This window comes from Catenulispora acidiphila DSM 44928 (assembly GCF_000024025.1).
In the GTDB taxonomy this organism is placed as follows: Bacteria; Actinomycetota; Actinomycetes; order Streptomycetales; family Catenulisporaceae; genus Catenulispora; species Catenulispora acidiphila.
Map to the genome: position 1 here is coordinate 1,112,309 of NC_013131.1, position 20,094 is coordinate 1,132,402.

18 protein-coding genes and 2 pseudogenes are annotated in these 20,094 nt (G+C 69.8%); 16 read left to right on the forward strand and 4 right to left on the reverse strand.

Annotated elements, in window-relative coordinates; genetic code table 11:
* Positions 1-38: 38 nt before the first annotated feature.
* Positions 39-1,358: an ATP-dependent 6-phosphofructokinase gene (locus tag CACI_RS04815; RefSeq protein WP_012785199.1), complete on the reverse strand. Its 1,320-nt coding sequence runs from the start codon at positions 1,356-1,358 to the stop codon at positions 39-41.
* Positions 1,359-1,667: 309 nt separating this feature from the next.
* Between CACI_RS04815 and CACI_RS04820 the strand changes: the two genes are divergently transcribed.
* The 7 genes from CACI_RS04820 (at position 1,668) to CACI_RS04850 (ending at position 8,168) form a co-directional block, all read left to right on the forward strand.
* Positions 1,668-2,843, forward strand: a complete 1,176-nt coding sequence (locus CACI_RS04820; RefSeq protein WP_012785200.1) for an ABC transporter ATP-binding protein — start codon at positions 1,668-1,670, stop codon at positions 2,841-2,843.
* Positions 2,836-3,798 (forward strand): ABC transporter permease, encoded by a 963-nt coding sequence (locus tag CACI_RS04825; protein WP_012785201.1) that lies wholly within the window; start codon positions 2,836-2,838, stop codon positions 3,796-3,798. The genes CACI_RS04820 and CACI_RS04825 overlap by 8 nt, the downstream gene beginning before the upstream one ends.
* On the forward strand, positions 3,795-4,781 hold the full coding sequence (locus tag CACI_RS04830; RefSeq protein ID WP_012785202.1) for an ABC transporter ATP-binding protein: 987 nt from the start codon (positions 3,795-3,797) through the stop codon (positions 4,779-4,781). Before CACI_RS04825 ends, CACI_RS04830 begins: the two co-directional genes overlap by 4 nt.
* Before the next feature lie 13 nt (positions 4,782-4,794).
* On the forward strand, positions 4,795-5,589 hold the full coding sequence (locus tag CACI_RS04835) for an ABC transporter permease subunit (RefSeq protein ID WP_012785203.1): 795 nt from the start codon (positions 4,795-4,797) through the stop codon (positions 5,587-5,589).
* A 78-nt stretch (positions 5,590-5,667) separates the two neighbouring features.
* Positions 5,668-6,507: a helix-turn-helix transcriptional regulator gene (locus tag CACI_RS04840; protein WP_012785204.1), complete on the forward strand. Its 840-nt coding sequence runs from the start codon at positions 5,668-5,670 to the stop codon at positions 6,505-6,507.
* A 328-nt stretch (positions 6,508-6,835) separates the two neighbouring features.
* A complete protein-coding gene (locus CACI_RS04845) occupies positions 6,836-7,339 on the forward strand; it encodes a SigE family RNA polymerase sigma factor (RefSeq protein WP_012785205.1) in 504 nt (167 codons plus the stop codon).
* A gap of 13 nt (positions 7,340-7,352) precedes the next feature.
* Positions 7,353-8,168: a hypothetical protein gene (locus CACI_RS04850; RefSeq protein ID WP_012785206.1), complete on the forward strand. Its 816-nt coding sequence runs from the start codon at positions 7,353-7,355 to the stop codon at positions 8,166-8,168.
* A gap of 28 nt (positions 8,169-8,196) precedes the next feature.
* Here the strand turns inward: CACI_RS04850 and coaA are convergent, their stop codons facing one another.
* Positions 8,197-9,189, reverse strand: a complete 993-nt coding sequence (coaA, locus tag CACI_RS04855) for a type I pantothenate kinase (RefSeq protein WP_012785207.1) — start codon at positions 9,187-9,189, stop codon at positions 8,197-8,199.
* An 83-nt stretch (positions 9,190-9,272) separates the two neighbouring features.
* On the opposite strand from coaA, the gene glmS reads away from it, so the two are divergent.
* The 3 genes from glmS to CACI_RS53435 all read left to right on the forward strand — a co-directional run bounded on the left by glmS (position 9,273) and on the right by CACI_RS53435 (position 12,482).
* Positions 9,273-11,162, forward strand: a complete 1,890-nt coding sequence (gene glmS / locus CACI_RS04860) for a glutamine--fructose-6-phosphate transaminase (isomerizing) (protein ID WP_012785208.1) — start codon at positions 9,273-9,275, stop codon at positions 11,160-11,162.
* A 16-nt stretch (positions 11,163-11,178) separates the two neighbouring features.
* On the forward strand, positions 11,179-11,529 hold the full coding sequence (locus CACI_RS04865; protein WP_012785209.1) for a holo-ACP synthase: 351 nt from the start codon (positions 11,179-11,181) through the stop codon (positions 11,527-11,529).
* A gap of 590 nt (positions 11,530-12,119) precedes the next feature.
* Positions 12,120-12,482 (forward strand): hypothetical protein, encoded by a 363-nt coding sequence (locus CACI_RS53435; RefSeq protein ID WP_263053463.1) that lies wholly within the window; start codon positions 12,120-12,122, stop codon positions 12,480-12,482.
* Here the strand turns inward: CACI_RS53435 and CACI_RS54065 are convergent.
* Positions 12,393-12,572, reverse strand: a pseudogene (locus CACI_RS54065) (DUF1707 domain-containing protein); the annotation flags it as partial. The gene CACI_RS53435 and the pseudogene CACI_RS54065 overlap by 90 nt on opposite strands.
* Here CACI_RS54065 and CACI_RS04875 point away from each other — a divergent pair.
* The 4 genes and pseudogenes from CACI_RS04875 to CACI_RS50995 form a co-directional block, all read left to right on the forward strand.
* Positions 12,571-14,034 carry a bifunctional ADP-dependent NAD(P)H-hydrate dehydratase/NAD(P)H-hydrate epimerase gene (locus CACI_RS04875; RefSeq protein ID WP_012785210.1) on the forward strand — a complete coding sequence of 488 codons (1,464 nt, stop codon included), beginning with the start codon at positions 12,571-12,573 and terminating at the stop codon, positions 14,032-14,034. The pseudogene CACI_RS54065 and the gene CACI_RS04875 overlap by 2 nt on opposite strands.
* Positions 14,035-14,831: 797 nt before the next feature.
* Positions 14,832-15,362 carry a hypothetical protein gene (locus CACI_RS49580; RefSeq protein ID WP_143765144.1) on the forward strand — a complete coding sequence of 177 codons (531 nt, stop codon included), beginning with the start codon at positions 14,832-14,834 and terminating at the stop codon, positions 15,360-15,362.
* A gap of 497 nt (positions 15,363-15,859) precedes the next feature.
* A complete protein-coding gene (locus CACI_RS50990) occupies positions 15,860-16,363 on the forward strand; it encodes a replication initiator (protein WP_317623765.1) in 504 nt (167 codons plus the stop codon).
* A 162-nt stretch (positions 16,364-16,525) separates the two neighbouring features.
* Positions 16,526-16,720 (forward strand): annotated as a pseudogene (locus tag CACI_RS50995) (site-specific integrase); the annotation flags it as partial.
* A gap of 49 nt (positions 16,721-16,769) precedes the next feature.
* Here CACI_RS50995 and CACI_RS04890 read toward each other — a convergent pair.
* Positions 16,770-17,573: a GNAT family N-acetyltransferase gene (locus CACI_RS04890; protein ID WP_012785211.1), complete on the reverse strand. Its 804-nt coding sequence runs from the start codon at positions 17,571-17,573 to the stop codon at positions 16,770-16,772.
* Between the two features lie 105 nt (positions 17,574-17,678).
* On the opposite strand from CACI_RS04890, the gene alr reads away from it, so the two are divergent.
* Positions 17,679-18,872 carry an alanine racemase gene (gene alr / locus CACI_RS04895; RefSeq protein WP_012785212.1) on the forward strand — a complete coding sequence of 398 codons (1,194 nt, stop codon included), beginning with the start codon at positions 17,679-17,681 and terminating at the stop codon, positions 18,870-18,872.
* Positions 18,873-18,923: 51 nt separating this feature from the next.
* Positions 18,924-20,093, forward strand: a complete 1,170-nt coding sequence (locus CACI_RS04900) for an alpha/beta fold hydrolase (protein WP_012785213.1) — start codon at positions 18,924-18,926, stop codon at positions 20,091-20,093.
* Position 20,094 lies beyond the last annotated feature (1 nt).

Genomic DNA, 20,094 nt, shown 5'->3' on the forward strand with positions numbered 1-20,094 from the left:
TAGCAGGGGCGAATCCGTCCTAACAAAAAGCGCCCGCCCTACAGCATCTGCTTCGGCTGCCCCGTCGTCTCCAGCACGTTCATCCACAGCTGCCCGTGCGGATCGACCACGTTCCGGCTCGCCGTGGCCAGGGCGATCGGCAGGTGGACCATGCGTCCGCTCCACTGGCCGACCACCATCGAGGTGAAGCCGGCCATGCCCGCGTGGGTCGCCGCCTGCGCCAGCCGCGTGCAGTAGACCGCGTCGAAGGCGTTGGCTGGCACCGAGCGGATTTCGTAGCCGGGGTCGACGTAGCGTACCGACAGTGGCTCGTCGCCGAAGGCGTCGATGATCCGCTTCTTCAGCAGGGCGCCTATGTCGTTCAGCTTGGCGTTCCCGGATGCGTCGGTCTGGTCTGATGCCGGGAAGTGCTCCTGGCCCGCACCCTCTGCGACGACGACCACCGCGTGCCCCTGGGCTTCGACCTTCTTCTTCAGGCGGGACATCAGGACGTCCACGTCGAAGGGGACCTCGGGGATCAGGGTGAAGTCCACGTCGTGGCTGGCGAGGGTCGAGTAGCAGGCGATGAAGCCGCTGTGCCGGCCCATCAGCTTCACCAGGCCGACGCCGTTCTCGGTCGAGGAGGCCTCTATGTGCGCGGCGCGGATGGACTGCGCGGCCTGGGCGAAGGCGGTGTGGAAGCCGAAGGAGCGGTCGATCCAGGGGATGTCGTTGTCGATGGTCTTGGGGATGCCGACCACCGCGATGCGCTCGCCGCGGGCTCGGGCCTCGTCGGCGAGCTTCGAGGCGCCGCGCAGGGTGCCGTCGCCGCCGATGACGAACAGGATGTTGACGCCGAGGCGGACCATCGAGTCCACGGCGACCACCGGGTCCTGGTTGCCGCGGGAGGTGCCGAGTATCGTGCCGCCGCGGTTCTGGATGTCGGCGACCGACTGCTCGGTGAGCTCCATCGGCTCGGAGCCGTCGGTGAGGCCCTTGAAGCCGTTGCGGAAGCCCAGGACGCGCTTGACGCCGTAGGCGCGCCCGAGGTGCAGGACCAGGCCGCGGATCACGTTGTTCAGGCCGGGGCACAGGCCGCCGCAGGTGACGATGGCGGCGGTGACCTCGGAGGGCTCGAAGAACAGCTTGCGGCGCGGACCGCCGGGGTTGAAGGCGGGCAGGCCCGCCACGTCCACGTCGCGCTTGTTCGCGATGCCCTGCACGACGTCCAGCATGACCCGGTCGGTCTCGGTGACGTAGTGCCACGTCTCCTGCCGCTCCCCGAGCAGGTCCGAGAGCGGGGTGTCCACAGTGCGCTCGCCCAGGCGCGTGATGGCCAGATCATCGGAAGTGATGGTGAGAAGATCGGCCGTGTTCATGGCTTCACGCTAACAAGATTCCCGGCGATCGCCTCAGCCCGGTCCAGCATCCGGCCCGGAGCACCGTGACGTCGGCGGGAGTTCAGCCGGAGTTCGGCGGGAGGCCTGCGGGAGGCCGGCAGGCGTCCGGCGGGAGAGCGCTGCGGGAGCAGTGCGGAAGCAGCGCGGAAGCAGCGCAGGGGCAGGGCGGGAGTAGGGGTAAGAGCGCCGGTCTACTCCCGGCGGGCTATGCCGTCATCCTTGCGGGCTACGCGCACCGAAGACTTCTAGCTGAAGCGCCGGGGACCCCGCCCTCTCTACCTTGGAACCATGACCACAGCCACGACATCGACGGCGCATCCGGCCGTCCCGGCGGCGTCCGCCGCCGTGATCGAGGCGTCCGGCCTCACCAAGCGCTACAACGGCGCGGCCCGGGGGGCGGTGACGGCGCTGGACGGGCTGACGCTGTCCGTCCCGGCCGGCGTCATCGGGCTGGTCGGGGCGAACGGGGCGGGCAAGTCGACGCTGATCAAGATCCTGCTCGGGCTGCTCGCGCCGTCCTCCGGGTCGGCCGCGGTACTCGGGTACGACGTGGTCGACCAGGCGGAGCGCATCAGGACCCTGGTCGGCTACATGCCCGAACACGACTGCCTGCCGCCGGACGTGACCGCCACGGAGTTCGTCACGCACATGGGCCGCATGGGCGGACTCCCCCCGACCGCCGCCAAGGAGCGCGCCGCGGAGTCGCTGCGCCACGTAGGCCTCCACGAGGAGCGCTACCGCCTGATCGGCACCTACTCCACCGGCATGAAGCAGCGGGTGAAGCTGGCCCAGGCCCTCGTCGGCGACCCCCGCCTGCTCCTGCTGGACGAGCCCACCAACGGCCTGGACCCGGCCGGCCGCGAGGCGATGCTCGACCTGATCGAACGGATCGGCGCGGAGTTCGGCATCTCCATCCTCGTCGCCTCCCACCTGCTCGGCGAGATCGAGCAGATCTGCGACTCCCTGGTGGCCATCGAGAGCGGCAAACTCCTGCGCGCCGCCTCCATGTCCGCCTTCACCAAGGCCAGCGCGGTCCTCGCCGTCGAGGTCGACGAGGGCGCCGCCAAGCTCGCCGCCGCCCTGAAGAACGCCGGACTCACCCCCCGCCGCGACGGCCGCGCCCTGCTGGTCCGCCTCGGCGGCACCGAGCAGGAATCCGACCTGGTCTACGACGCCATCCGCGACGCCGTGGCCGACCTCGGCCTGCCCCTGAACCGGCTGGAGCGGCGGCGGCACCGGGTGGAGGAGCTGTTCGCCGACGAGGACTTCGACGACCTGGACGACCTCGACGCCACCTCATCAGCCACTGCCGCCACTGCCACCACCACCGCCGCCAGCCCCGCCGCATCACCCACTCCCGCCCCACCCTCACCCCCCGCCGCCGAAGCCCCCGCCGAAGCCGAAGCGGCCGACGCCGAAGCGGCCGACGCCGAAGCCGCCGAGAGCGAGACCGACCATGAGTAGCGACACCGCCCCCGCCGGCTCCCCGCCGTCGGGCGTCATCCACGACATCGGCTACCGCACCTACACCGGCGAGCGGATCGGCCGGCTGGGCATCGTCCGTGCCCTGTACTGGCACAGCCTGCGCGCCGCCTGGGGACTCGGCCGCGGGCCGCGGGCCAAGATCGTGCCCGTCCTGGCGTTCGTCATCATGTCGCTGCCGGCCATCGCGAACGCCTTCGCGGTCTCGCGGACCGGCGTCCACGCCATCCGCTACGACGAGTACATGTACAGCTTCCAGCTGGTCCTGGTGCTCTACCTCGCGGCCGTGACCCCGGAGCTGATCTCCCGCGACATCCGCAACCGCACGCTGCCGCTGTACTTCTCCCGGCCGCTGCGCCGGACCGACTACCCGATCGCGAAAGTCAGTGCCCTGATCACCGCGATGCTGGTGCTCACAGCCGGGCCCGAGATCATGCTCTACGTCGGGACCATCGGCTCGCTGCACGGCGGCTCCGCCGTCTGGCGCGAGACCCGGGCGTTCCTCCCCGGTCTGGAGCTGGCGCTGCTGTACTCCGTCGTGTTCAGCGTGCTGGCGGCGGTGCTGTCCTGCTACACCGGCCGCCGCGCGTTCGCCACCGGCGCCGTCGCAGTGTTCTTTTTCGGTACCTACGTCATCTCCTCGGCGATGGTGCGCCTGACCGGCTTCCGGCCGCACTACCACCACGTCGGCGACGACGGCGGCGGCTACTTCGTGAAGCCGACCTCGCCGGGCGCCGGGCCCAAGGTCTCCGGTCTGCTCAATCCCGCGAACCTGTTGGAGGGCCTCAAGGAATGGGTCGTCGGCAAGGCTCCGGACAACGCCGACGTGCCCTATCCCGGCGGCTTCGGCATCGTGTACCTGGCCGCGGTCGTGCTGCTGTGCGCGCTGGCCTTCTTCCTCCTGATTCGCCGCTACCAGAAGGCGAGCCTGCTGTGAGCATCGACGAGATCCCCGGGCAGCGCGACGCCGCCCCGGTCCCGGTCCAGCACAATCTCGGCGGTCCCGCCGAGATCGTGCTGGACAACGTGACCCACTGGTACGGCAACGTGGTCGCGGTCAACGACATCACGATGACCATCGGCCCGGGCGTCACCGGCCTGCTCGGCCCGAACGGCGCCGGCAAGTCCACGCTCCTGCACCTGGTCTCCGGCTTCCTGGCGCCCTCGCGCGGCACGGTCACCGTGGCCGGGCAGAGCGCGTGGCACAACCCCGGCATCTACAAGGTGATCGGCCTGGTGCCCGAGCGCGACTCGGTCTACGCCTTCCTGACCGGGCGGCAGTTCGTCACCGCGACCGCCAAGCTGCACAAGCTGCCGGATGTCGGCGACGCCGTGGCCCGCGCCCTGCACATGGTCGAGATGGACACCGAGGCCGCCGACCGCCGCATCGAGACCTACTCCAAGGGCATGCGCCAGCGCATCAAGGTCGCCGCCGCCCTCGTCCACGAGCCGCGCGTGCTGCTGCTGGACGAGCCGTTCAACGGCATGGACCCGCGCCAGCGCATGCACATGATGGACCTGCTGCACCGGCTCGGCGACGCCGGCCACACCATCGTGTTCTCCTCGCACATCCTGGAGGAGGTCGAGCGGCTCTCCGGCACGGTGCAGGTGATCGTGTCCGGCCGGCTGGCCGCCTCCGGCGACTACCGCACCATCCGCCGGCTGATGACCAGCCGCCCGCACGTGTTCCAGGTCGCCTCCAGCGACGACCGGACGCTGGCCTCGGCGCTGATCGGCCGGCCGTCGGTCAACGGCGTGGAGCTGAACCCCGGCGGCGGCCTGGAGGTGCGGGCCGGCGACTACGGCGCGTTCAGCCGGGAGCTGGCGGCGGTGGCGCGCGAGCACGGCGTGCGGCTGCGCGCGGTGCTGCCCGCCGACGAGTCGCTGGAGTCCGTGTTCACCTATCTGGTGGCATCGTAAGGAGCTGACACAGATGTCGACCGTCTTCAACCCCACGATCGCCGCCATCACGCTGCGCGGCCTGCTCGGCAGGCGCCGCTCGCTGCTGATCGCCCTGCCCCCGGCGCTGCTGCTGGCCCTGACGATCGGGCTGCGCGCCGCCACGAACATCAACAGCTCGCACGACTTCGGCTGGCCCGGCGTCGTCCTGGGCCAGATCGGACTGGTCACGCTCCTGCCGCTGACCGCGATGATCATCGGCACCTCGGTGCTGGGCACCGAGGTCGACGACGCCTCGATCCTGCACCTGCTGGCCACCCCGGTCAGCCGCGGCACGGTGATGTTCACCAAGTGGATCGTGGCCTCCGGCGCGACCCTGGTCTTCGCCGTGGTGCCGATCTCGGCGGCGGCGTTCATCGCCACCTCCGGCTACGTCGACAACCCCGGCCCGCTGGACATGACCTTCACGCCGATCAAGGGCGACACCTCCGAGGCGATCGGCGTCATCGTCGCCGCCGCGGTCGGCGCGATCGTCTACAGCGCGTTCTTCCTGTTCCTGTCGGTGGTGACCAAGCGCTCGGTGGCTGTGACCCTGATCTACATCCTGGTCTGGGAGAGCCTGCTCACCCGGTTTGTCAGCGGTCTGCGACTGCTGTCGATCGGGCAGTACGAACTCGGCCTGGCCGACAAGATCGGACACCTGCCGAACCTCGGCGCGAACCTCACGCTGGGCACCTCGGTGATCATGTCCGTGCTGTTCACGGTCATCGCGCTGGGCTACGGGACGCGGCGGCTGCAGTCGTTCCGGGTGTCCGGCGAGGCCGCGTGATGCCAGGAATCGCAAAGGAATCTGCAAGCTCCTGACCGGAACTGAATAAGAACACGCATACGGGAATAGGCTCCGCGCATGGAAAGCGTGCGTCGCGAGCCTGTTCCCGTTCTGCGCGGCCTCGTCTACCGCCACACCGGTTTCCATCTGCCGGACGCCGCCGAGCGCGCGCGGCTGGAACTCCCGTCCGGCGCCGCCACGATGCTGATCGCCTTCGCCGAGCCGATCCGGATCGGCCTGGTCTCCGAGGGGGAGTCCGAGGTCTTCCAGCGGACGTCCTTTTTGTCCGCCGGCCGCGCCATCGCGGCGATCGGACGGCATCGCGGCCGCGTCCACGGCATGGAGCTGACCCTGAGCCACACCGGCGCGCACCACATCCTCGGCGTGCGCATGGCCGAATTGGCTGAGGGCTTCCCGACGCTCGGCGAAGTGCTGGGCCGCGAAGGTGAATTGCTCGTCGAGCAATTGGCGAGCCTGCCGTCCTGGGAGGCGCGCTTCGCGACGCTCGACGCGTACCTGGCGCGCCGCGCCGCCGACTCCCAGGTCCAAGCCTCCTGGCAGGTGACGCGCGCGACTCGTCTGGTCGCCGCCGGCTGGTCGCTCCGCGACATCCAGCGAGACGTCGGCTGGGGCGAGCGGCATCTGCGCTCGCGGTTCCTGGACCAGGTCGGGATGACGCCGAAGGCGATGGCGCGGGTCCTGCGGCTGCAAACCGCGCTGCGCGCCTATCTGTCCGGACGCAATTGGGCGCAGGCCGCGGTCCTGGCGCGCTACCACGACCAGGCGCACCTCGGGCACGACGTGAAGGCGATCACCGGGCTGACGCCGGGGCGGCTGGCGGAGCTGCGGCGCGGCGCCCCTCCGGGCTCCGCACTCGACCGGCTCCCCGGACGGGTGACCAGTGTGCTGATGGGCTGACCCGCGGCGCGCCATGCTGTCCGCGTCCGCCCCCGGCCGGCACAGCACATGGCGGCCGGCGCACGCTGATCCGAACCGAACCCGTCGTGGAGCCCTCCGTCTCTTCCCACCGCCCCGGCGGCCCACGTCCCGGCGGTACCGGCGCCGCCCAGCCCGGCCGGCTCCGGTACCGTCCCCCCGCTCCGGGAGGGCCGGGCGTGATCGTCAGGATGGCCGGTGCGCGCGGCTGTGTCTTGTAGAAAACGGAGGCGCGCTGCTCAGCGATTCCAACCGATCCGTGCCGCACGGCATTGAGTACGGGTGAGTCGGCCGTGAAACGGGAGGGTGGATGAGCGACGAGGAGGACTTCCGGCAGTTTGCCGCGAGCCGCCAGAAACAGTTGCTGCGCAGCGCGTATCTGTTGTGCGGCGACTGGCATGGCGCCGAGGACCTGGTGCAGACCGCCTTCGGGCAGCTGTACCGGTCATGGCACCGGGTTAGGCGCGTCGAGCATCCGGACGCCTACGCCAAGCAAGTGCTGTACCGCTGCCACCTGTCGGCGAAACGGAAGCGGCGGTTCACGACCGTGTCCATCGACTCTGTCCTGGAACCTGCTGCGTCCGGCGACGGTTTTGGAGACGGCAGCACCGGCGTCCTCTTGGAGGCTCTCGCCGGCCTGCCGGACCGGGCCCGAGCCGTAGTGGTGCTGAGGTTCTGGGAGGACTACTCGGTCGCGCAGACCGCTGAAGCCCTCGGCGTATCGCAGGGGACTGTGAAGAGTCAGTCCTCGCGCGCCCTGGCGCTGCTGCGAGAGCGGATCGGCGACTCGTTCAGCGACATCGGTCAAGACTGAGAAGGAGGAACCCATGACCGAGCACGAATCCGATGACCATCTCAGGGTCCTGTTCCGAGGTGCGGACCTCGACGACGTCCCCGTCACCCGCGACTTGATCGGCCCGGCGGTCGCCTGGGGCGACGGACGGCGCCGCCGGGACCGCTGGCGGGCCGTCGGCGCGACCGGCGCCGTGGCCGCGGTGGCGGTCGCCGGGATCGTGGCGCTGCGGCCCGCTGGCGCGGACGGTGTCGCTCCCTCCAGTCCGGTCTCGCCGGTCTCGCAGTCCATCCAGCGGGAACTCTCGACGCTGCGCCCCTTCCTGCCGGCGGGTTATACCCTCACCTGTCAGAACACTGAGGGAGTTTTCTGCGCGATATTCGTGCTCACCAGCCCAGCAGGCGGCACGAGCCTGGTGTTCTGGCACACCGGGATGAACATCCCGCTGGAGGACGGGCCACCCTCGCTCGCGGACACGGTCCACGTCCACGAGCAGGGCACGCAAACCTTCGCCAACGGTTCCATGGCGATCCTGGCCTATGACCTCGAGGCGCGGGGCATGGGCTCGGCCACCGCCGAGGAGCTGACCGATCCGACGGAGATCGTCGGCAACCAGGTGACGTACACCTTCACGCCCGACGGCTCGCCGCGAACCTACGGCATCGAAATGGCCCAGATGGTCAAGGACATGCCGTGGAAGAGCGGTACGTCGAAGTCTCCCGACGACCGCGCGCGCTTCGGCTACAACCCGGGCGGTCCAGTTCTGAGCACTGAGCAGTTCGACCGGATGGCGAGCGCTCCCGGTTTCCTGTCCGCGCTCGCGCAGGTGGTTGATTGGGGAGCGCCTTGATGGCGGGTGCTTTGCCAGGCAACGCCGATCAGGGCTTGCGCAGCCGCACCCGCTCCACGCGGTGATCAGCACCCTTACGCAGCACCAGCCGCGCCCGGCCGCGGGTCGGTAGGATGTTGTCCATCAGGTTCCGCTCGTTGATCGACGTCCAGATCTCCAGCGCCAGCCCGGCCGCCGCCTCGTCGGACAGGGAGGCGAACTTGTGGAAGTAGGACTGCGGATCGCTGAACGCCGTCGAGCGCAGCGCCAGGAAGCGGTCGGTGTACCAGTTCTGCAGATCCGAGCGGCGGGCGTCGAGGTAGACCGAGAAGTCCAGGAAGTCTGAGACCGCCAGCGAGGTGCGGCCGTCGGCGCGGGTGCGGGCCGGCTGCAACAGGTTCAGGCCTTCGACCAGCAGGATGTCCGGGCGCTTCACCTCGACGCACTCGCCGGGGACGATGTCGTAGACCAGGTGCGAGTACACCGGCGCCTCGACCGCCTGCTGGCCGGACTTCACGGCCGACAGGAAGCGCAGGAACGCGCGCTGGTCGTAGGACTCCGGGAAGCCCTTGCGGCCCATCAGGCCGCGCCGTTCGAGTTCCGCGTTCGGATACAGGAAGCCGTCGGTGGTGATGAGGCCCACTTCCGGATGCTCCGGATTGCGCGCGAGCAGAGCGCGCAGTGTGCGGGAGAACGTGGACTTGCCGACCGACACCGAGCCGGCGATGCCGATCACGAACGGCGGCGCGGTCTCCGGCGTCCACTGGCTTTCCTTGTCCGCGCTCCCGGCCTCGGTCCCCATCGTGAAGGACGCGATCGTGCCGCGCAGCTCCTTTGTGGCGCGGACGTACAGGCTCAGCAGCTGCGTCAGGGGCAGGTAGACGTCGCGCACCTCGTCGATGTCGGTGACGTCGAGCAGACCCCGCAGCCGCTCGATCTCGGGCTCGGTCAGCGGCAGCGGGGTCCGGTCCCGCAGAGCGGCCCACTCTTCGCGGCTGAACTCCAGGAAGGGACTGGGAGCTGGTGGCGCTGCATTGGTCACCCGCTCACCCTACCGACTGGTAGCCAGGGCGCAGTGGTCTGTACCAATCCAGGTCACCGGGCATACCACTATGCTCTGGACCCATGTGCGGAATCGTGGGTTACGTGGGCTCCCAGCAAGCGCTGGGCATCGTCATAGAGGGTCTGCGCCGGATGGAGTACCGGGGCTACGACTCGGCGGGCATCGCCGTGGTCGACCGGTCCGACGGCGAAGCCCGGCTGGCCGGCGCCAAGAAGGCCGGGAAGCTGGCGAACCTGGAGAAGGAGCTCGACGGCCATCCCCTCCCGGCCTCGACCACCGGTCTCGGGCACACCCGCTGGGCCACCCACGGCGGACCCACCGACGGCAACGCGCACCCGCACTTCAGCGCTCCCGACGGCGTCTACACCGACACCTCCGGCAAGGTGGCGGTCATCCACAACGGCATCATCGAGAACTTCGCGCGCCTGAAGGCCGAGCTGGCCGGGCAGGACGTGGAGTTCCTCTCCGAGACCGACACCGAGGTGGTCGCGCACCTGCTGGCGCGCGACTTCGCCGAGGCCGGCGACGGCGACCTGGGCGCGGCGATGCGCCGGGTCGTGAACCGGCTGCAGGGCGCCTTCACGCTGGTCGCCGTGCACGCCGACGCCCCGGACGTGGTGGTCGGCGCGCGCCGCAACTCCCCGCTGGTGATCGGCGTCGGCGAGGGCGAGGCGTTCCTGGCCTCCGACGTCTCGGCGTTCATCGCGCACACCCGCGAGGCCATCGAGATGGGCCAGGACCAGGTCGCCGAGGTCTTCCGGGACGGCTCGGTGAAGATCACCACCTTCGACGGCGAGGTCGTCCAGGGCAAGCGGTTCCACGTGTCCTGGGACGCCTCGGCCGCCGAGAAGGGCGGCTACGACTGGTTCATGCAGAAGGAGATCGCCGAGCAGCCGCAGGCGGTCGCCGAGACGCTGCTGGGCCGGGTCAACGGCGAGGGCAAGCTGAAGCTCGACGAGATGCGGCTGTCCGAGGACGAGCTGCGCGCGGTCACCAAGATCATCGTGATCGCCTGCGGCACCGCCTACCACGCCGGCCTGATCGCCAAGTACGCCATCGAGCACTGGACCCGGGTCCCGGTCGAGGTCGAGCTGGCCAGCGAGTTCCGCTACCGCGACCCGATCCTGACCAAGGACACGCTGGTGATAGCGATCTCGCAGTCCGGCGAGACCATGGACACCCTGATGGCCATCCGGCACGCGCGCGAGCAGCACTCCCGGGTCCTGGCGATCTGCAACACCAACGGCTCGACCATCCCGCGTGAGTCCGACGCCGTGGTCTACACCCACGGCGGCCCGGAGATCGGCGTGGCGTCCACCAAGGCGTTCCTGACCCAGCTCACCGCCTGCTACCTGGTCGGGCTGTACCTGGCGCAGGTGCGCGGCGTGAAGTTCAACGACGAGGTCGCCGAGGTCCTGACCCAGCTGTCGGACTCCCCGGCGGCGATCGCCGAGACCCTGAACCGCATGGAGCCGGTCCGCAAGCTCGCGCGCTCCATGGTCGGCGCGCGCACCGTGCTGTTCCTGGGCCGCCACGTCGGCTACCCGATGGCCCTGGAAGGCGCCCTCAAGCTCAAGGAGCTGGCCTATATCCACGCCGAGGGCTTCGCCGCCGGCGAGCTCAAGCACGGCCCGATCGCCCTGATCGAGCAGGACCTGCCGGTCGTGGTCGTGGTGCCCTCGCCCAAGCGGCCGCTGCTCCACGACAAGATCGTCTCCAACATTCAGGAGATCCGGGCCCGCGGCGCCAAGACCATCGTCATCGCCGAGGACGGCGACGACGTGGTGGCACCCTACGCGGACTTCCTGTTCCACGTCCCGGAGCTGCCGATCCTCCTCCAGCCGCTGGTGGCCACCGTCCCGCTGCAGGTGTTCGCCGCCGAACTCGCCGACGCCCTGGGCTACGACGTGGACCAGCCGCGTAACCTGGCGAAGTCGGTCACCGTGGAGTAGGGAAGCAAGGACACGCATGATCTTGGGAGTGGGCATCGACGTGGTGGACGTCGACCGGTTCGCCGCGTCGCTGGCCCGCACCCCGGCGCTGCGCGAGAAGCTCTTCACGCCCGCAGAGCGCGAACGCGGCACAGCCTCCCTGGCCGCACGCTTCGCCGCGAAGGAAGCACTCGCCAAGTCCCTCGGCGCCCCCCGCGGCCTGCGCTGGCACGACGGCGAGGTGGTCACCCTCCCCGACGGCCGCCCCGAGCTGCGCGTGACCGGAACGGTTGCGGCACTGGCCGAGTCCCGCGGCATCCGCGTGTTCCACGTGTCGCTGTCGCACGACGCCGGGATCGCTTCGGCGGTGGTGATCGCCGAGGGGTGAGGTGGGGCGGTGTGTGGGGCGGCTACTGGGCCGCTTGCCGAGGCGTTGTTGGAGCCGCTCGCCACATCGCTGTCCGGAGTGCCTGCCGAGCCGCTCGCCAGGTCGCTTGCCGTGCCGCTGTTTGGACCGCTTGCCGAGCTGTTGTCCGAGCCGCTCGCCACATCGCTGTTCGGATCGCTTGCCGAGGCGTTCGCCAGGTCGCTTGTCGTGCCGCTGTCCAGACCGCTTGCCGAGGCGTTGCCCGAGCCGCTCGCCACATCGCTGTCCGGGCTGCTTGCCGAGCGGCTCGCCAGGTCGTTCGGCATGGCCGCTGTCCGAGCAGTCGTCCAGGCTGCCTTCCCGACCGACCGCCCGTCGCCCCTCAGCGACTGCTGCCGTGCCCGCTGCGCCAGCCGCTCGCGCCGCCGCTGCGCGAAGCGCGAGAGCCGCCGGATCCGCAGGTTCGTGTGCTCGGCGTGGCCGCTGAGGGTGAGCCGGATCGCGTCCGGCGCCGCCGGTCCGAGGCTGGGCTGGCCGAGGTTGGCGTGCCGGGTCGCCAGGCCCGAGGTGTCGACCACCGTCCCGTTCGGCACCAGCACGCGCAGGTTGGCGTGCCGCACGTCCAGCACCACCTCGACCTCGCGCGCGCCGCTGAACACCGCCTCGGTGAAGTCCAGCACGATGTTGCCGTGCCGCACCGTCACGTTCAGCTGCCGCGGCACCAGCCACGCGCCGCGCTTGTGCGTGTTCCCGTGCGAGATGGTGATGTTCTGCGACGCCTCGGCCTCGGTCCGGCGCGCCAGACCCGTCTGCTGCGCCGACGGCGGCAGATCCTTGATCAGCTGGTCCAGCTCGCCGTAGGTCCGCGCGGTCATCGCCGCCTCGATCCGCTGGTCGAGCTCGTCGCCGTCGATGCGTCCGTCGCCGGCGGCCACCCGCAGCTGGTCCACGACGATGTCCCGGTCTTCATGTGACGCGCGGATCTCAGCGCGCGCCGCCTGCTCGTCCCCTGACATGCCGGAGATCTTAGCGAGGCGAGCTGGGCCATGACAGTGTGGAGACATGCTGACGGCGCACTCGGTGGACCAGGTCCGGCACGCAGAGGCCGCATTGATGGCGCGGCTGCCCGACGGCGAGCTGATGCAGCGCGCGGTCGCCGGGCTGACGGCGCAGTGCGTCGGACTGCTGGGCCGCGTCTACGGCGCGCGCGTGCTCGTGGTCGCCGGCAGCGGCGACAACGGCGGCGACGCGCTGTACGCCGCAGCGCGCCTGGCCCGGCGCGGCGCGAAGGTCGAGGCGGTACTCCTCGACGAGGCGCGCGCACACGCCGGAGGACTGGCGGCGCTCCGAGCCGCCGGCGGCCGCGTCAGCGCGGCGGGGGAGTGGCGCTTCAGCGGCGCGGACCTGGTACTGGACGGCGTCGTCGGCATCGGCGGACGCGGAGGTCTGCGGCCCGCTGCGGCAGCGGTGTTCGAGCAGATCGAGTCGGTCAAGAAGACCCGGCAGTCCACTCACGACAAGGCACCCCGCACCCCCCTCATCGTCGCCGTCGACCTCCCCAGCGGCATCGACGCCGACACCGGCGAGGTCGCCGGTCCCGCGGTCCACGCTGACGTCACCGTCACCTTCGGCACGTACAAGCCCGGCCTGCTCATCTCCCCGGGAGCCGAGCACGTCGGCGACCTCCGCTTCGTCGACATCGGCCTCGCACCGCACCTCGAAGGCGCGCCGGTCCTGGAAGCCCTGGAGCCCGCCGACGTCGAAGCCCTCCTCCCCACGCCCTCCGCCGAGAGCAACAAGTACCGCCGCGGCGTCGTCGGCATCGCCGCCGGCTCCCCCCGCTACCCGGGCGCCGCCGTCCTCGCGACCGGCGCGGCCCTGCGCAGCGGCGTCGGCGCGGTCCGCTTCGTCGGCGAATCCGAGGTCAGCGACGGCGTCCTGGCGCACTACCCCGAGGTGATGGTCGGCGAGGGACGCGTCCAAGCCTGGGTCGTCGGTCCCGGCATCGGCCCGGACAGCGCCGACCGCGTCGAGAAAGCGCTCACCGCCGAGGTCCCGGTCCTGGTCGACGCCGACGGCCTGGCCGCCCTGGCCCACCGCGATAAGCCCCTCGACCGCCCGCACCCGACCCTGCTCACCCCGCACTCCGGCGAAGCCGCACGCCTGCTCGGCGACCCCTGGAGCGTCGAACACATCGAAGCGCAGCGCCTGGCAGCAGTCCGCGAACTCGCCAACCGCTTCGGCTGCACCGTCCTGTTGAAGGGCTCGACCACCCTCATCGCCGCCCCGGAAACCACCACGGTCCGCGTCAACCGCACCGGAACCCCGACCCTGGCGACCGCCGGCTCCGGCGACGTCCTGTCCGGCCTCACCGGCGGCCTCCTCGCCACCGGTCTGCCCCCGCTCGACGCCGCCAGCCTCGCCGCCCACCTCCACGGCGAAGCAGCGCGCGACGTCCACCGCCGCCACCCCGGCCGCCAGCTCATCGCCGGCGACCTGATCGAAGCCGTCAGGGCTTCCAGATGAACAGCGTTTTGCCGGTCGGACTGACTGCCAGCACGCTTGTTTGACGCCGTGTGGGTGACGTGCTGTTGAGCGGTGGGTGATTGTCATCGTCGGTCATGATCGAGTGACGTTCCACCGCCCAGGGACGGCCTGGGGGAGGAGCGGGGGATATGTCGGACGGGTTGGCTACGCTCTTTGGCGTGCGGTCAGCTTCCGGGAGTTCCAGCTCTGCAAGACGGTTGCATCCCTGAGTCTGCCTGGGGACGACCCGACTACGGCTCGGGGTTCAGCCGGCGCTCAGGCTTTGTTGATGGCCACAGGTGACCTGCCAGCGCTGACCGTACTTCAACCCCCTGCTTGCAAAGCCCTGATTATGCCTTCGTAGATCAATGATCTGAGCATGATAGCCGCTGACCTGCTCGTCATTGCGGTGGCGCCGTGAGTAAGCGCCAGCAACCGCGAGATCGATTCCGTACGGGCGCCGCAGCGGGCACGACGCCCCGGCCGGCGCGCAGAGAACCAGACTCGGACTTGACCTCGACAGGCAAACCCTAAAGCATCGATTACAACACCTTATAACAACAAGGCATGAATACCTGACAGTGATTCAAGCCACGTGCTAACTTCCCAGCACGCACTTCGATAGCAGCCGCGTGATCGCACTTGGGGGGACCGTGGACCCGGCGTTGGTGAGGGCAACTTGGGGCCTAGTGGCTGCAACAGCCCTTTTGTTTCTCGCAGCACTCATTCCAGTGGTAAGGGACATACGATTGTCGCGCGCCCATCGAGCCGGAACAATAGCTGCTATTGTTCCCGACATGAATATGCTCTGGAGTAGGGTTCAAGGTCTCACTGGAAGAATACAAAAGCTTGGTGCTTCAAACGAGAGTGACCTTAACAATCTGCTCGATGATATCGACAAACAGCTCAGGATGCTTGCCAAGATTATTGAAAAGAGCCATGACATGGATCTGGCATTTATCAACGAGCTCTACATCTTGCGGCATCTATTAACGCAGACACACCAAGCTCTGCATGCAGCCATTCACCTGGAAGAAGAGCGCAAGAAGGATCCTGGCTCCAGCGATGCGAGCGCTGATCTGATCCGACGATACGACAAAAAGATGCTAGAAGCACATCGCAATATAACCGCCTCCGCTATAACCCTGGACGCTGCCGAAAATCTCCTTCCCGACTGGTCTCGAACGATCAATGGGGAGCCCTTTTGGGATCGCTTTTCCCGCGTATCTGACGAAAGGGTCGGTGACGCAGCGGCCAAGCTCGCCGACCCAAAGCCGCACAAGGTGGAGCTCAAGCGCTCCAAAACGGCGGCTGGGCCTAGGGGCTAGCTCTTCGACTAATCGCTGACTCCTACGGTTTCGATTTCGATCAAGGTCCGACCGTTCTTGTCCTACTGTCGGACCAAGATCAGCCATTTGCCCTAACCTCTGATTTAAGATCTTCCAGAACGGGCAGTGCGTCGCCCAACCGCCTCGTCTCGTGCGCCGATTTCACCTCCAACTCTGAAGGGCGACGACGCGGAGGTGGGGCAAACGCGGCTTGCGCACGATCGCACGGGCTGGGGGACAGTAAGGTAAGCACAGACTGGGGTGACCACGCTTCCCCGTTAATACGGAGGGGAAGGCGGTCGTACGAGTGGGACACGCCAACAGGTCCAGCGTCGACCGGTCAGACCAAGAGCGACCAAAAGCAGCCATCGCGCCGAGCCGGCTGCCGCGCCCGGGACCGGCCGCCAGGCTGGCGGCGGCGCGGTAGCGCCGTTGATGACTCGGACGACTCGGAGGCGGCCGAGTGGGAAGAGACCATCACCGAGACAAATGCGGAGCTGGCGGCGACCGGCGTCCGCGGCCGACTCGGTGTCGAGGCTGCTGTCCGGCGCGTCCGGAGCACACGGCGTCGACAGGACGCCTCAGAGCTCCCTAAACGCCCGGTGAGTGCGCGGACTGTCGGCAAGATCTACGAAGCGGCTGGCGGTAAGAAGTTCCGGCCGTCGATGTTCCTGACGCTCACGCTCGACAGCTACGGCAGGGTCACCAAGGATGGGACGCCCGTCGCGCTGGCGACATACGACTGCCAACGAGCTGCCCGCGACGCGATCCACTTCGCGCGGCTCGTCGATCGCTTCGTACAGAACCTCCGGCGCTTGTTCGGCTTCGATGTGCAGTACTTCGCGGCAGTCGAATCGCAGCGCCGGTTAGCGGCCGCACCTGCACATGGCGATCCGCAGCACCATCTCCCGCGCCGAACTTCACGAAGTCATCACCGCGACCTACCGCCAGGTCTGGTGGCCTTCGACCGACGAGCTGGCGTACGTCGACCAGCTGCCTGAGTGGCATGACGGCATCGGCGCTACATCGGCGCCGACACCGGCGAGATCCTGCCCGCCTGGGATCAGGCACTCGACGGGATCGGCCCAGACGACGAATCGCCGCATGTCGCCTGCTTCGGCAGGCAACTTGACGCGCAAGGCGTCTTGGCTGGCACGAAGGACGCGGTGCTCCTGGACGCTGGCGAGAACACCAAGGCGCTCAGCGCCTACCTCGGTCACTCCGACCCCGGGTTCACCCTCCGGGTCTACACGCACCTCATGCCGACGAGCGAGTCTCGGACGCGCGGCGCGGTCGACGAGGCCTATCGGAACGCTGGCAGGTACCCAGACGGCCCAGAGGCGGCCCAGACGGCTTAACGGACGCCCCCGATCAGCTATCTAGGCTGGTCGGGGGTAAGTCCTTCGCCTACGGCTTCCAGATGAACAGCATCTCCCCGAGACTCCGGTACCCGATCGACGCGTACAACCGCTCCTGATCAGGCCCGGCAGGCGACAGCCACACGCAGTCCAGCCCCGCCACCTCCAGCAGATGCCGCGACAGCGCCGCGGTCACCGCCGCCCCGGCGCCGCGCCGCCGGAACGCCGGGCGCGTCCCGATCCCGCCGATCTCGGTCGTCCCCGCGATCGCTGGTCCGCCGCTGCCGGCGGCCATCGGCACCCCCGCCGATGCGCTCCCTGCGGCGCAGCGCGCCAGCGAGGCGAACCGCCCCGCGTCCACCATGGCGCGCATGCCCGCCAGGGCGTTCGCGCGTTCGGTGTCGTCTTGCGGTTTGTCAGGGCCCTCGAACGCCTCGTGCTGCGCCAAGGCCGCGCCGCTCAGTTCCTCGTCCGTCGCCGACGTGTCGAGTACCAGCACCTCGATGCCGTCCAGCTGCGCCGGTCCGACCAGCTCCTCGGCGGTCACCACCATGAACGGGAGCCGCTGCTGCACCTCGAATCCGGCCGCCAGCAGCGCCTCCTCGACGCCCGGCGCCCCGCCCGGCGCGAACTCCAGGCGCGGCGTGCGCTCCCGCTTCGCGAAGGCGGCGATCAGGGCCTCGATGTCCGCCGCCGTCACCGTCGCCCCGGCTTCCGGTACCGCGTAGTTCAGGAACGGATTGGCGTTGTTGTCATCCAATCCGATGTGGAACGGGCCACACGCCTCGTTCGTCGCGCGGGCGCGCGCGTTGCCGTGCAGGTAGCCGTTGACCTTCGCTTCCAGCGATTCCAAAATCGTGCATCCCCCACCGGTGAGCAGGGCCGTATGGGCCCGGACCGGGTCGGCGGCGGCCGGGTGCCACCGTCAAGACCGCGACGGCCTGGCAGACTACCGTCGATGACAGACCTGACCGCCACCGATTTTCCGCCCGGCGCCACGTTGCGTGCCGAGGCGCGGATCGACCTGGACGCGATCCGCTCCAACACCCGGCGATTAGGCCAGATCGTCGCCGAGACTGGTTCTAAGAGCGCCGCCGGGGTGATGGCGGTGGTGAAGGCGGACGCCTACGGCCACGGCGCCGTGCCGTGCGCGCGCGCCGCCAAGCAGGGCGGCGCCGCCTGGCTCGGCACCGCCTTGCCGGAGGAGGCGCTGCAGCTGCGCGCCGCCGGCCTGACCGGTCCGATCCTGGCCTGGCTGCACCCGGCCGGCGGGCCCTGGGACGAGCTGATCGTCCACGAGATCGACGTCACCGCCTACGCCCCCTGGGTCCTGGAGGAGATCACCGCCGCCGCGCAGCGCTGCGGTATCCAGGCGCGCGTGCAGCTCAAGGTCGACACCGGCCTCGGGCGCGGCGGCACCCAGCCGCACGACTGGCTGGAGCTGGTCGAGCTGGCCGCCAAGGCCGAGGCCGCCGGGCACATCCGGGTCACCGGCGTGTGGTCGCACTTCGCCTGCGCCGACGAGCCCGGCCACCCCTCCATCCGGGCCCAGCTGGACGTCTTCGCCCTGGCGCTGGCCGCCGCCGACCACGCGGGCCTGCGCCCCGAGGTCCGCCACATCGCCAACAGCCCGGCCGCCCTGAGCCTGCCCGAGGCGCACTTCGACCTGGTCCGCGCGGGCCTGGCGGTCTATGGCCTCTCGCCCCTGCCGGACACCACCCCCGCCGACTTCGGCCTGCGCCCGGCGATGACGCTGACGGCGCGCGTCGCGCTGGTCAAGAACGCCCCGGCCGAGCACGGCGTGTCCTACGGCCACATCCACCACACCGCCGGGCCCACGACCCTGGCGCTGGTCCCGCTCGGCTACGCCGACGGCCTGCCCCGTAACTCCTCCAACGTCGGCGAGGTCCTGGTCGGCGGCGCGCGGCACCGGGTCGCCGGGCGCATGGCGATGGACCAGTTCGTCGTCGATCTCGGCGACCCGGATGCCGTCCACGACGTGCACGTCGGCGACGAGGTAGTGATCTTCGGACCAGGCGACCGCGGCGAGCCGACGGCCGATGATTGGGCCCAGGCGACCGGGACATTGAATTACGAGATCGTCACGCGCATCGGTCCGCGTGTCCCGAGGGTCTACGTCGGGAACTCGTGACGTAGGGAACCGGCAGCCGGCACGGCACGGCCGCCGAGCGGAAGGGGCGTCATGGCAGTCAGCACCGCGAAGAAGGCGGGCATCGCCGGGGCCGCGGTCGGCGTGATCGCCGCCGGGGCGGCCGCCGGGTTCGCCATCGAGCGCGCGACCATCGGCCGCGCGATCCGCCGCCTGGCCGAACCCCGCCGCGTGGCCGAGCCCTACGGCACGCTGCGCGGCAGGCCTTTGACGGTCCGCGCCGAGGACGGCGTCGGCCTCTACGTCGAGGTCGACGGCCCGGTGCTGTTCACCAGCGGCGCCGGCTGGGCCCGCCGCCGCTCGGCCGAACGCGCCGCCGCCGCCGGCCCGACCCTGGTCTTCTGCCACGGCTACGCCCTGCACCAGGACACCTGGCACTACCAGCGCGCGGAGTTCGCCCCGAACAACCGCTGCGTGTTCTGGGACCAGCGCGGCCACGGCCGCTCCGAGCGTGGCACCCCGTCCTCGCACACCATCGACCAGATCGGGCGCGACCTGTACACCGTCCTGGAGGCGGTGTGCCCGGACGGCGACGTGGTCCTGATCGGGCACTCCATGGGCGGTATGACGATCATGGCGCTGGCCGCCGAGCACCCCGAGCTGTTCGGCGGCGCGGAGGGCGGCGAGCACGCGCGGGTGCGCGGCGTCGTGCTGTGCTCGACCACTGACGGGCACTGGGACGAGATGACGCTGGGCCTGCCGGCCCGCGCCGCGCAGCTGTTCCAGCGCACCGCCCCCGGCGTCTTCGCGCTCCTCGGGCGCGGCCACACCCTGGTGGACCGGACCCGCCGCGCCGGCACGGACCTCGCGCAACTGCTGACCCGCCGCTACGCCTTCGCCTCCGACGTGCCGCCTGGCCTGGTCCGGTTCACCGACGAGATGCTGTCCAGCACGCCGATGGACGTCATCGCCGACTTCTTCCCCACCTTCTCCGCGCACGAGAAGGTCTCCACGCTGGCCACGCTCGGCCAGGTGCCGGTGGAGATCATCGTCGGCGACCACGACCTGCTCACCCCGGCGTTCCACAGCGAGCGGATGGCCGCGGCGATCGACGCCGTCTCCCCCGACGAGTCCGGCCGTGCCGGGCTGGAGATCGTCCCGGCCGGCGGACACGTCCTGCCGCTGGAGCACCCCGACGCCGTCGACAGCGCGATCCGCCGCGTCCTGGCCCGCGTGGAAAGTTCCGGCACATCAAGCCATTAGG

Bases quoted from the DNA above. Each gene is read 5' to 3' on its own strand.
- CACI_RS04815 (WP_012785199.1), bottom strand. From the start codon at position 1,358: ATGAACACGGCCGATCTTCTCACCATCACTTCCGATGATCTGGCCATC.
- CACI_RS04820 (WP_012785200.1), top strand. From the start codon at position 1,668: ATGACCACAGCCACGACATCGACGGCGCATCCGGCCGTCCCGGCGGCG.
- CACI_RS04825 (WP_012785201.1), top strand. From the start codon at position 2,836: ATGAGTAGCGACACCGCCCCCGCCGGCTCCCCGCCGTCGGGCGTCATC.
- CACI_RS04835 (WP_012785203.1), top strand. From the start codon at position 4,795: ATGTCGACCGTCTTCAACCCCACGATCGCCGCCATCACGCTGCGCGGC.
- CACI_RS04840 (WP_012785204.1), top strand. From the start codon at position 5,668: ATGGAAAGCGTGCGTCGCGAGCCTGTTCCCGTTCTGCGCGGCCTCGTC.
- CACI_RS04845 (WP_012785205.1), top strand. From the start codon at position 6,836: ATGAGCGACGAGGAGGACTTCCGGCAGTTTGCCGCGAGCCGCCAGAAA.
- CACI_RS04850 (WP_012785206.1), top strand. From the start codon at position 7,353: ATGACCGAGCACGAATCCGATGACCATCTCAGGGTCCTGTTCCGAGGT.
- glmS (WP_012785208.1), top strand. From the start codon at position 9,273: ATGTGCGGAATCGTGGGTTACGTGGGCTCCCAGCAAGCGCTGGGCATC.
- CACI_RS04865 (WP_012785209.1), top strand. From the start codon at position 11,179: ATGATCTTGGGAGTGGGCATCGACGTGGTGGACGTCGACCGGTTCGCC.
- CACI_RS04875 (WP_012785210.1), top strand. From the start codon at position 12,571: ATGCTGACGGCGCACTCGGTGGACCAGGTCCGGCACGCAGAGGCCGCA.
- CACI_RS49580 (WP_143765144.1), top strand. From the start codon at position 14,832: ATGAATATGCTCTGGAGTAGGGTTCAAGGTCTCACTGGAAGAATACAA.
- alr (WP_012785212.1), top strand. From the start codon at position 17,679: ATGACAGACCTGACCGCCACCGATTTTCCGCCCGGCGCCACGTTGCGT.
- CACI_RS04900 (WP_012785213.1), top strand. From the start codon at position 18,924: ATGGCAGTCAGCACCGCGAAGAAGGCGGGCATCGCCGGGGCCGCGGTC.